Annotated in this window: 11 protein-coding genes; 5 read left to right on the plus strand and 6 right to left on the minus strand. The window is 74.7% G+C overall.

Annotated elements, in window-relative coordinates; translation table 11 throughout:
• Positions 1 to 51 precede the first annotated feature (51 nt).
• The 3 genes from ACFWUQ_RS08750 to ACFWUQ_RS08760 form a co-directional block, all read right to left on the minus strand.
• Positions 52 to 306 (minus strand): hypothetical protein, encoded by a 255-nt coding sequence (locus ACFWUQ_RS08750; protein ID WP_384534790.1) that lies wholly within the window; start codon positions 304 to 306, stop codon positions 52 to 54.
• The gene (locus ACFWUQ_RS08755) at positions 303 to 728 is read right to left on the minus strand and encodes an RNA polymerase (protein ID WP_384534793.1); all 426 of its coding nucleotides are present in this window, start codon (positions 726 to 728) and stop codon (positions 303 to 305) included. Before ACFWUQ_RS08755 ends, ACFWUQ_RS08750 begins: the two co-directional genes overlap by 4 nt.
• A 93-nt stretch (positions 729 to 821) precedes the next feature.
• A complete protein-coding gene (locus tag ACFWUQ_RS08760; protein WP_384534796.1) occupies positions 822 to 1,343 on the minus strand; it encodes a MarR family winged helix-turn-helix transcriptional regulator in 522 nt (173 codons plus the stop codon).
• 246 nt (positions 1,344 to 1,589) lie between these two features.
• Between ACFWUQ_RS08760 and ilvA the strand changes: the two genes are divergently transcribed.
• The 3 genes from ilvA to ACFWUQ_RS08775 all read left to right on the plus strand — a co-directional run bounded on the left by ilvA (position 1,590) and on the right by ACFWUQ_RS08775 (position 4,983).
• Positions 1,590 to 2,831 (plus strand): threonine ammonia-lyase, encoded by a 1,242-nt coding sequence (gene ilvA, locus ACFWUQ_RS08765; protein ID WP_384534799.1) that lies wholly within the window; start codon positions 1,590 to 1,592, stop codon positions 2,829 to 2,831.
• A 275-nt stretch (positions 2,832 to 3,106) separates the two neighbouring features.
• Positions 3,107 to 4,129 carry an ATP-binding cassette domain-containing protein gene (locus ACFWUQ_RS08770; protein WP_384534802.1) on the plus strand — a complete coding sequence of 341 codons (1,023 nt, stop codon included), beginning with the start codon at positions 3,107 to 3,109 and terminating at the stop codon, positions 4,127 to 4,129.
• Complete coding sequence (locus ACFWUQ_RS08775; protein ID WP_384534804.1) at positions 4,126 to 4,983, plus strand: ABC transporter permease; 858 nt, start codon at positions 4,126 to 4,128, stop codon at positions 4,981 to 4,983. Before ACFWUQ_RS08770 ends, ACFWUQ_RS08775 begins: the two co-directional genes overlap by 4 nt.
• A 135-nt stretch (positions 4,984 to 5,118) precedes the next feature.
• On the opposite strand, the gene greA is transcribed toward ACFWUQ_RS08775, so the two are convergent.
• Positions 5,119 to 5,616, minus strand: coding sequence for a transcription elongation factor GreA (gene greA / locus ACFWUQ_RS08780; RefSeq protein ID WP_384534807.1), 498 nt, complete (start codon positions 5,614 to 5,616; stop codon positions 5,119 to 5,121).
• Between the two features lie 149 nt (positions 5,617 to 5,765).
• Positions 5,766 to 6,170: a DUF4307 domain-containing protein gene (locus ACFWUQ_RS08785; RefSeq protein ID WP_384534810.1), complete on the minus strand. Its 405-nt coding sequence runs from the start codon at positions 6,168 to 6,170 to the stop codon at positions 5,766 to 5,768.
• 123 nt (positions 6,171 to 6,293) lie between these two features.
• Here ACFWUQ_RS08785 and mca point away from each other — a divergent pair, with 123 nt between their 5' ends.
• Both mca and ACFWUQ_RS08795 read left to right on the plus strand, forming a co-directional pair.
• A complete protein-coding gene (gene mca / locus ACFWUQ_RS08790; protein WP_384534811.1) occupies positions 6,294 to 7,175 on the plus strand; it encodes a mycothiol conjugate amidase Mca in 882 nt (293 codons plus the stop codon).
• Between the two features lie 2 nt (positions 7,176 to 7,177).
• Positions 7,178 to 7,417, plus strand: coding sequence for a hypothetical protein (locus tag ACFWUQ_RS08795; protein WP_384534813.1), 240 nt, complete (start codon positions 7,178 to 7,180; stop codon positions 7,415 to 7,417).
• Positions 7,418 to 7,482: 65 nt separating this feature from the next.
• Here the strand turns inward: ACFWUQ_RS08795 and ACFWUQ_RS08800 are convergent, their stop codons facing one another.
• Positions 7,483 to 10,341, minus strand: a complete 2,859-nt coding sequence (locus ACFWUQ_RS08800; RefSeq protein WP_384534816.1) for a tetratricopeptide repeat protein — start codon at positions 10,339 to 10,341, stop codon at positions 7,483 to 7,485.
• Positions 10,342 to 10,395: the final 54 nt, after the last annotated feature.

Raw genomic sequence — 10,395 nt, forward strand, 5'->3', positions numbered from 1 at the left:
GCACGCCGCGTCCCGCCGGGCCCGGCTCCGGCCGGCCCGGCTCCGGCGGGGTCACCAGCCCTCCAGGGGCGGGGAGATACCGGCCGGCGGAGTCGCCCACGGGCGGGTCAGCGAGGCCCACACCGTGAAGGCCGCCGCCGCCGCGAACAGCACGCACCAGCCGAACCGCCGCAGCGCCCGCCGCCGGCGCAGCAGCCGATCGCCTCGTGCGGCCGCGCCCGCCGCCAGCCCGGGAGGGACCGCCGGGTACGGGCCGTCCATCAGCCGCCGGACCTGCGCCTCCTTGCGGTCCGGGACCCCACTCACGCCGCCTCCGGGGAACGCAGCGCCGCCACCGCCCGGTTGCACAGCACCCGGACCCGCTCGGGCGCCAACCCCAGCTGCGCGGCCGCGACCTCCTCCGCCACACCCTCGTAGATCCGCAGGACCACCACCAGCCGCTCCAGCGAACCCAGCCGGGCCAGCGGGCCGGCGCCGCCGCCGCCGCGGCGGCGGGCGGTACGGGCGTACGCGGCGCACAGCTCCTGGCGGGTGAAGCCGTACGGGTCGTCGGCGCGCAGGCGGCGCCAGTCCGCGTACGTACGGGCCAGCGCGCCCGCCAGCAGCCGGCGGGCGGGCTCCGGCGCGCCGGTCAGCAGGACCGCGACGTGCAGGAGCCGCCCCGCCGCGCCCGCGACGAAGGCCTCGAACTCCGCGTAGGGGCCCGCCCGGTGGTCAACCGCCCGCATGCCCCACATAGTGCGGGCAGCGGGACCGCCCCGGTCAAGAGGTCGGACGGCACGGGGTCGGACGGGGTGCGGGAGGGGGCGGGGTTGGCGGGGTCAGGAAGCCGGACCGGCGTCCGTGACGGCGGCCATCAGCTCCGACAGCGACAGGTTGAAGCGGGTCAGCAGCGTGGTGAACGCCTCCCGCTCCTCCTCGCTCCAGCCCTCCGTCACCCGGGCCATCAGCTCGCGCCGCGAGGAGCGGACCTCCTCCAGCCGCGCCAGGCCGCGGGGGGACAACGCGAGGACCACGGCGCGGCCGTCCTCGGGGTGCGAAGTCCGCTTGACCAGACCGCTGTCGACCAGCGGGGCGACCTGGCGGGTCACCGTCGACGAGTCGATGCCCATCCCGCCCGCGAGCGCCTTGACGCCCATCGGCCCTTCCAGGTCGAGCCGGTTCAGCAGCAGGTACGCGGCACGGTCCATGGAGTTGCGGGCCTGGCCGACCCCGCCGAGGCGGGTCTGCTCCGCGCGGCGGGCGAAGACCGCCACCTGGTGCTGGAGCGCGTCGAGGAGACCGGCTCCGGCGGGCGCTTCGGCCACCGCGGGCAGATCGGAATTGGCCGGGGATGAAGGCATGGCCGTGGGCTCTCTTCGCGTGGTCCGACAAGGATGGGGGACAGAGTACGCGGCCGTGCGGCGGCCCGTACGCCGCGTACGAGAACTGGTACGGCCCGCCCATGGACCCGCCCCGCGACCCTCCTCGGGCTGTCCCGGATGGCGAGATCTCGCCCCTCGCCCAGCCCTCCCCGCCGGCCCCGCGGGCCCGCCGCCGCCCCTCGGACGCCCCGCGCCGGGCCGCCCCCGGGCTGCGAGACTGGCGGCATGAACTACCGCGTGCCCCAGCCCGTCCCGCAGGTCATCCTCGACGACGTCCGGGGGGCCCAGAAGATGCTGTCCGGTGTCTCCCGGGTCACGGCGATGGAGGGCAGCCGGCACCTGTCGCGCCTCACCGGCTCCCCGGTCCACCTCAAGTGCGAGAACCTCCAGCGCACGGGCTCCTTCAAACTGCGCGGAGCCTACGTGCGCATCGCGGGCCTGCGCCCCGAGCAGCGGGCCGCCGGCGTCGTCGCGGCCAGCGCCGGCAACCACGCGCAGGGTGTGGCACTGGCCTCCTCCCTCCTCGGTGTGCGCTCGACGGTGTTCATGCCGGTCGGGGCGCCGCTGCCGAAGGTGGCGGCGACGCAGGAGTACGGGGCCGAGGTGCGCATGCACGGGCAGGTCGTCGACGAGACCCTCGCGGCCGCCCAGGACTACGCGGACCGCACCGGGGCGGTGTTCATCCACCCCTTCGACCACCGCGACATCATCGCGGGCCAGGGCACGGTGGGGCTGGAGATCCTGGAGCAGTGCCCCGAGGTGCGGACCATCCTCGTGGGGATCGGCGGCGGCGGCCTGGCGGCCGGGGTCGCGGTCGCGGTGAAGGCGCTGCGGCCGGACGTGCGGATCGTCGGGGTGCAGGCCGCGGGCGCCGCCGCGTACCCGCCCTCGCTCAGGGCCGGGCACCCCGTCTCCCTGGAGAACCCGGTCACGATGGCGGACGGCATCAAGGTCGGCCGTCCCGGCGACGTCCCCTTCCACATCATCGGCGAGCTCGTCGACGACGTGCGCACGGTCTCCGAGGACGCGCTCTCCAGCGCCCTGCTGCTGTGCCTGGAGCGGGCCAAGCTGGTGGTCGAGCCGGCCGGCTGCAGCCCGGTCGCGGCCCTGCTGGCCGAGCCCGAACTGTACGGCGGCGGACCGGTGGTGGCCGTGCTCTCGGGCGGCAACGTCGACCCGCTGCTGCTCCAGCGCATCCTGCGGCACGGCATGGCGGCGGCGGGCCGGTACCTGTCGCTGCGGCTGCGCGTGGCCGACCGCCCGGGGGCGCTGGCCGGGCTGCTGGGGGTGCTGTCGGTGGTGGACGCGAACGTGCTGGACGTGAGCCACGTGAGGACGGACCCGCGCCTGGGGCTCACCGAGGTGGAGGTGGAGCTGCACCTGGAGACGAAGGGCCCCGAGCACTGCGCGGAGGTCGGGCGGGCGCTGCACGGCGCCGGCTACACGATCATGGCCCAGGGGACCTGACGGGCGCCCCGCCCCGGCGGGGCCGTGCTCCCGGAAACAGGCGGCGGGGGCCCCGGGCCGGGAGTCCCCGACCCCGGGCCCCGGGCCGAGAGTCCGCGGCCGCGGGTCTGAGTCCCCGGCCGCGGGTCTGAGTCCGCGGCCCCGACGCGCGGGGCCCGCTCCGTATGCCCGCACCCCGTTCACCCGTTCAGCCGGGCGCGGTCCGCCCGGCGCCCCTAGGATTTGCGTAGAACCGAACCGATCCCGCTGGCCCGATCGCACTGGGGGGAATCCGTATGCCGGGCGCCATCTATGCCGAAGCCCTGGTCAAGACCTTCGGCGAGGTACGGGCACTGGACGGGGTGGACCTCGACGTCCCCGAAGGCACTGTCCTGGGCCTCCTCGGCCCCAACGGGGCGGGCAAGACCACGACCGTGCGCGTGCTGACCACCCTCCTGCGCCCCGACAGCGGCAGGGCCGTCGTCGCCGGCATCGACGTCCTCAAGCACCCCAACGAGGTGCGGCGGGCGATCGGCCTCTCCGGCCAGTTCGCGGCCGTCGACGAGTACCTCACGGGCCGCGAGAACCTCCAGATGGTCGGCCGGCTCTACCAGATGAGGGCCCCAGCCGCGAAGGCCCGGGCCGCCGAACTGCTCGAACGCTTCAACCTCTCCGACGCCGCCGACCGCCCGGCCAAGACGTACTCCGGCGGCATGCGAAGGCGCCTCGACCTCGCCGCCGCCCTCGTCGTCAGCCCGCCCGTCATGTTCATGGACGAGCCGACCACCGGACTCGACCCCCGCAACCGCCAGCAGCTGTGGGGCATCATCCAGGAACTCGTCGCGGGCGGTACCACCCTGCTGCTCACCACCCAGTACCTGGAGGAGGCCGACCACCTCGCCCACGACATCTGCGTCGTCGACCAGGGCAAGGTCATCGCCCGCGGCACCTCCGACCAGCTCAAGGCCCGTACGGGCGGCGAGCGGGTGGAGGTCGTCGTCCACGAACGGGACCGCATCGCCGCCGCCCGGGAGGTCCTCGCCGGCTTCGGCAAGGGCGAGGCCACCGTCGAGGAGCACACCCGCAAGCTCACCGTCCCCGTGTCGGGCGGCGCCAAGCTGCTCGCCGAGGTCATCCGCGAGCTGGACGGCCGGGGTATCGAGATCGACGACATCGGCCTGCGCCGCCCCACCCTCGACGACGTGTTCATCTCCCTGACCGGGCACGCGGCCGCACTCTCGGCCGAGGAGGGCGACCCGGCGCCGGACGCCGGCGCGGGCGCCAAGGGCCGCCAGGCGCGCAAGGAGGCGGCGAAGTGACCCTCACCTCCCCGGACCCGGACCTGTCGGCCCCCCGCCCGCGCGGCGGGATCGCCCAGGGGGTCAACGACTCCCTCGTGATCGCCAAGCGCAATCTGATCCGGATGTCCCGGATCCCCGAGATGATCATCTTCGGCGTGATCCAGCCCGTGATGTTCGTCGTCCTGTTCAGCTACGTCTTCGGCGGCTCGATCAGTGTCGACGGCAGCACCTCGCCCGCCGCCTACCGCGAGTTCCTGATGGCGGGCATCTTCGCCCAGACCGTCACCTTCGCCACCGCGGGCGCGGGTGCGGGCATCGCCGACGACATGCACAAGGGGCTCATCGACCGCTTCCGCTCGCTGCCCATGGCCCGCGGCGCGGTGCTGACCGGCCGCACCCTCGCCGACCTGGTGCAGACCACGCTGACCCTGGTCGTCCTGGCGGTCGTGGCCCTGCTCGTCGGCTGGCGCACCCACACCAGCGCCGGCGAGGTCCTCGCCGGCTTCGCCCTTCTGCTCCTGCTCGGCTACGCGTTCTCCTGGATCGGCGCGCTGATCGGCCTGTCGGTGCGCACCCCGGAGGCCGCCACCTCGGGCGGGCTGATCTGGCTCTTCCCGCTGACGTTCATCTCGAACGCCTTCGTCCCCTCCGACAACATGCCGACCTTCCTGCGGCACATCGCGGAGTGGAACCCCTTCAGCGCGACCGTGCAGGCGGCCCGCGTGCTCTTCGGCAACCTGCCACCGGGGTACGAGGCACCGGACGCCTGGCCGATGCAGAACCCGGTGCTGGCGTCCGTGCTGTGGTCGGTGCTGATCATCGTGCTGTTCCGGACCCTCGCCGTCCGCAAGTACCGCTCGGCGACCGCGTAGCCCCGAGCGTCCGGCACCGGCCCCGTAGCCCCGAGCGCGCGCCACCCGCGTGCCGGCCGCGCCGCGCGAGGGGCCCGGCACGCACGATGCCCGGCCGGAGGACCGGCCGGGCATCGTCTTCGGATCAGGGGGTGATCAGCCGGTGAAGGGCTTGACGTCGAGGATCTTGACCGAGGCCCTCTTGCCGTTCGGCAGCTCGTACTCGGCGTCCTCGCCGATCGCCTTGCCCATCACGCCGGTGCCCAGGGGGGACTGCGGGGAGTACGTCTCGAAGTCCGAGGACGCGTACTCGCGCGAGGCCAGCAGGAACTCCATGGTGTCGTCCTCGTCGCCGTCGAAGGCGATCTTGACGAGGGTGCCGGGGGCGACGACGCCCTCGGCCGCCGGCGCGGTGCCGACCTTGGCGTTCTCCAGGAGCTGCGTGAGCTGGCGGACGCGGAGCTCCTGCTTGCCCTGCTCCTCCTTGGCCGCGTGGTAACCGCCGTTCTCGCGCAGGTCGCCCTCCTCGCGGGCGGCTGCGATCTTCGTGGCGATCTCCGTGCGTGCGGGACCAGAGAGGTAGTCCAGCTCTGCCTTCAGCTGGTCGTACGCCGCCTGGGTCAGCCAGGTGACGCTTTCGCTCGTCTGGGTCACGGGTGCTCCTCGTCGGTACAGGGGGACTACAAAGCCGCCAGCGGCGGACGAAACCACGAGCCTAACAATTCGGGAAGAAAAGGGGGAGGACCCCAGAGCCTCATTGCCGCCCGGGCCGCCCCGCAAACCGCCCCCCGGGCCGCCCGAGGTCAGGCCGCGGGCTGGCAGCCGAGCAGTTCGATCATGGTGGCGCGGTTCGTGGTCCGCAGCGAGACGATCTCGTCCACGCGCGCGTCGGGCTGGGCGAAGGTGAAGTCCGCGCGGCCGACCTCCCCGTGCCCCTCGTCCTGGGAGCTGAGGGTGCAGACCCCGGTGACCGAGGCGTCCTTGCGGACCTCCAGGTGCACCTTCACCTCGGTGTCCGAGACCACCTGGAACTTGATCACCTCGGCGCTGACGCTCTTCCCGGCGACGTAGCCCCAGCCGATCCAGCCGACCACGCCCAGCAGCACCGCGCCCAGCGCGGCCCCGACGACCTTGAGCTTCCGGTCCGCGCGCTCGTCCGCCGACCGCCCGTAGCGGCCCTCGGGAAGCCCTTGGCGTACCGCGCTCATGATCGTTCCTTTCGGTGGGCCCGGGCCGGCGGCGCCCGGCGCGGCCCTGCCCCGGAAATTTTCCGCCCCCCGGTTCGGTCACTATAGATGCGCCCACCCTGACGAATCACAGAGGATCCTGTCGTGACCGAGCAGCTTCGACTGATGGCCGTACACGCACACCCCGACGACGAGTCGAGCAAGGGCGCGGCAACGATGGCCAAGTACGTGTCCGAGGGGGTGCCCGTACTCGTCGTCACCTGCACCGGCGGCGAGCGCGGCTCGGTCCTGAACCCCAAGCTCCAGGGCGACAAGTACATCGAGGAGAACATCCACGAGGTGCGCGCCAAGGAGATGGACGAGGCGCGCGAGATCCTCGGCGTCGAGCAGGAGTGGCTCGGCTATGTCGACTCCGGCCTGCCCGAGGGCGACCCGCTGCCGCCGCTGCCCGAGGGCTGCTTCGCGCTGGAGGACGTGGACCGGGCGGCCGGCCGCCTGGTGAAGAAGATCCGCGCCTTCCGCCCGCAGGTCGTCACCACGTACGACGAGAACGGCGGCTACCCGCACCCCGACCACATCATGACCCACAAGATCACGATGGTGGCCTTCGACGGCGCGGCGGACACCGAGAAGTACCCCGAGGCCGAGTTCGGCCCGGCGTACCAGCCGCAGAAGCTCTACTACAACCAGGGCTTCAACAAGCCGCGCACCATCGCGCTGCACGAGGCGCTGCTCGCCCGCGGCCTGGAGTCGCCGTACGGGGAGTGGCTGGAGCGGTGGAAGGAGTTCGAGCGCACGGAGCGCACGCTGACCACGCACGTCCCGTGCGCGGAGTTCTTCGAGATCCGTGACAAGGCGCTGATCGCGCACCGCACGCAGATCGACCCGGACGGCGGCTGGTTCCGCGTCCCGATGGAGATCCAGAAGGAGGTCTGGCCGACGGAGGAGTACGAGCTGGCGAAGTCGCTCGTCGCCACCTCCCTCCCCGAGTCCGACCTCTTCGCGGGCATCCGGGAGAATGCGTAGCTATGAGCGCTACGCAGGCAGCACTGATCGAGCTCCTCCCGCTGGCCGGGGACTCCTTCGACAAGAACAAGGTGACCCCCGGCATCCTGGGGTTCCTCGTCTTCGCGGCCCTCGCCCTCGGGGTGTGGTTCCTGATGAAGTCGATGAGCCGCCACATGGGCCGGGTGGACTTCCAGGAGGCCCCGGAGCCCGCCGCCCCGGGCGCTCCGGCCGCCCCCGCCGCCCCTGAGCGGACCGGCTGAGGCCTTCCGCTCGGGCGCGGCCGGCCCCCGGCCGCGCACCTGGCGGGGGCGGCGGCCGCGGCTGGTCAGGCCGCCGGCGCGACGCCCATGACCTCCCGCGCGCGCAGGTCCGGGACGAGGCCGAGGCGCCAGGCCTGCCAGCCCTCCGCCGGGTCCACCCCCCGGCCCAGAACGACCCCGTACGCCTCCAGGCAGTCCTCCAGCCGCCCGTCCCGGGCCGGGTGCGGGGCCGCGGCGAGCCGGTCGAGCTCCGCCCGCGCCTCGTCCGGTGCGCCCGGACCCCGGCCGGCGTACGGCAGCAGCGTGCACCGCAGGAAGCGGGCCCAGTCCTCCCCGCGCCGGTCCCCGTACGAGACGAACAGCGCGACGGCCTCGTCGCACAGGCCCAGCGCCTGCGCGAGCCGGCCGTTGCCCGCGTCGACCACGGCCAGCTCCAGACAGGTCCACCCCTCGCCGTGCGCCAGGCCGATGCGCCGGAAGTCCGCGCGGGCGTCCGTCAGCAGCTGGCGGGCGAAACCCGAGTTGCGCAGGTTGCCCGTCCGGGCCGCCCGCTGGTCCCGCGTGACCCGCCCGGAGTGGTGGCGGGCGTGCGCCAGCCCGTACACGTCCCGCATCCGGGAGAACATCGTCCGGGCCCGCTCCAGCTCCCGGACCGCCAGGTCCCGCTCGCCGCACCCCTCCAGGGCCTGCCCGAGGTAGTACAGCGTCCAGGCCTCACCGCGCACGTCCTCCGCCTCCCGGTGCCGGGCCAGCGCCGCGCGCAGCCGCTCCACCGCGGTCCCCGGATCGCCGTCCACCACCCGGGCCCGGCCCAGCTGGGTCAGGGCCCAGGCCTGGCCGCGGTCGTCGCGGGTGCGCCCGTACCGGTCCAGGGCCAGCCGCAGCTCCTCCTCCGCCCGGGGCACGTCGCCGTACCGCAGGTGCACCTGGCCGAGCTGGAAATGCGCCCACGCCTCCCCGTGCACGCTCTCGCTCTCCCGGTGCAGCGCCAGCGACCGCACCAGCAGGGCGCTCGCCTCCCCCAGCCGGCCGCGGTCCCGCTCCACCGCCGCCAGCGCGTGCAGCCCCCAGGCCCGGTCCCCCGCCAGCTCCGGCGGCTCCTGCAGGACCAGCGCCTCCCGGATCCGGGCCGCGGCCTCGGGGAGGTTCCCCTGGTGGTGCAGGGTGATGCCGAGGGAGACGAGGGCCATCGCCGCGCCCGCCTCCTGACGGGCCTCCAGATACTGGTCCACCACCGACGTCAGCGTGGTGCGGGCCTTGTCCAGCTCGCCCAGATGGCGCGCCGCGATACCCGTGCGCCACCGCACCGAACGCGCCAGGTGCTCCTGCTGCCCCGCGCGTCCCGCCCCGACCGCCCGCGTCAGCTCGTCGATCTCACCCAGCCGGTACAGGTCCCCGCGCAGCAGGCAGAAGTCGCAGAGCGCCCCCAGCAGGTCCAGAACCGCCTGCTGGTCCACGCCCTCCGCATGGCGCAGGGCCGCGGTGATGAAGCTGGACTCGTCCTCCAGCCAGCGCAGCGCCGCGTCCAGCGAGCCGAAGCCGTGGCCGTCGAAGTGGTCGGCCCGGGTCGACATCTTCCCGTCGACCATGCGGATCACCGAGCCGGCGAGCTGCGCGTACGTGCGGATCAGCCGCTCGTGCGCGGCCGACACCTGCTCCGGGTCCTCGTCCGCCGCCAGCCGCTGGGCCGCGTACGCGCGGACGGAGTCGTGCATCCGGAACCGCTGCCCCCGCACGCGCTCGATCAGCCCGGCCTCCCAGAGCTCCTCCAGCGTCCGCAGGGCGGCCTCCTCCGGCACCCCGGCCAGCGCGGCGGCGGCCGCGCCGCCCAGGGAGGCCCGCCCGGCCAGGGGCAGCCGCCGCAGCAGCAGCCGGGCCGGCTGCGCCAGCAGGGCGTCGGCGGCGCACAGCGCGCGCTCCACGGCGTGCCCCCCGTCCGGGGCCGGGAGCCGGCCGGCGCGGCCCGGCGCGGCCAGCATCCGCAGCGCGAGCGGCAGACCGCCGCCGACCTCCACCACGGCGGCCGGCGCGGCCTCGACCGCCGCCGGGCCGGGCCCCGCAAGCGGACCGCGACCCTCCCGGGAGCGCGGCGCGGCGGCGCGGACCACATCCTCGGCCTCCGCCGCGGCCATCGGTCCCACCGGCAGCAGGTGCACCCGCGCCGCCAGGTCCGACGGCAGGTCCAGCGGCTCCCGCGCCGTCACCAGCACCAGGCTCTCGGAACGCTCCGGCACCAGCGCCCGGATCTGCGCCGCGTCCACCGCGTCGTCCAGCACCACCGCCACCGGCAGTCCCCGCAGGTGCTGGTGGTACAGCTCGCCCAGACGCCGCACCTGCTGCTCCGCCGAGGCGCCCTCGCGGAACAGCAGCTGCTCGCGGGGCGCGCCCAACCGGTTCAGCAGGTGCAGCAGCGCCTCGCGGGTCGACAGCGGCGCCTCCCCGCCGGGGGACCCGCCGCGCAGGTCCACCAGGCACGCGCCCCGGAACTGGTCCCGCAGCGCGTGCGCCGCGCGCAGGGCCAGAGCCGTACGGCCCACCCCCGGCTCGCCGTGCAGGACCACGACCACCGGGCGGGTCTCCGTACCGGCGCGCGCCGCCTGTACCCACTGGGCGATCCGGGCGAGCTCGGGCCGCCGGCCGGTGAACGCCTCCCCGGGGTCGGGGAGCTGCCCGAAGGACTGCTCCAGCACGCTGCGCCGCCGGGCCTCCGCGCTGCGGTCGGCCCCGCGCAGCGCGGGGGCGGTCCGGGGCGCGAGGCGCCGGCCGCGGGCCGCCGCGGCGACCGCGCGCTGCTGGGCCAGGAAGGGCCGTACCCCGCGTACCTCCAGGGCGCTCAGCCACTGGAGCCGCAGCTGCTCGGGACCGCCCGGGCGGCCCCGTTCCCCGGCGCGCCGGTTCGCGGCGGGCAGGTGGCGGGCCGTCACCGCCGCGCAAACCGTCGAGGATGGCCGAAACCGTCTCCTCGGGCGTCTGACCGG

The sequence above is a fragment of the Streptomyces sp. NPDC058662 genome, from assembly GCF_042716255.1.
GTDB lineage: Bacteria > Actinomycetota > Actinomycetes > Streptomycetales > Streptomycetaceae > Streptomyces.

Excerpts from the sequence above, each read along its gene's own strand:
- ACFWUQ_RS08755 (WP_384534793.1), bottom strand. The coding sequence starts at position 728 with ATGCGGGCGGTTGACCACCGGGCGGGCCCCTACGCGGAGTTCGAGGCC.
- ACFWUQ_RS08760 (WP_384534796.1), bottom strand. The coding sequence starts at position 1,343 with ATGCCTTCATCCCCGGCCAATTCCGATCTGCCCGCGGTGGCCGAAGCG.
- ilvA (WP_384534799.1), top strand. The coding sequence starts at position 1,590 with ATGAACTACCGCGTGCCCCAGCCCGTCCCGCAGGTCATCCTCGACGAC.
- ACFWUQ_RS08770 (WP_384534802.1), top strand. The coding sequence starts at position 3,107 with ATGCCGGGCGCCATCTATGCCGAAGCCCTGGTCAAGACCTTCGGCGAG.
- ACFWUQ_RS08785 (WP_384534810.1), bottom strand. The coding sequence starts at position 6,170 with ATGAGCGCGGTACGCCAAGGGCTTCCCGAGGGCCGCTACGGGCGGTCG.
- ACFWUQ_RS08795 (WP_384534813.1), top strand. The coding sequence starts at position 7,178 with ATGAGCGCTACGCAGGCAGCACTGATCGAGCTCCTCCCGCTGGCCGGG.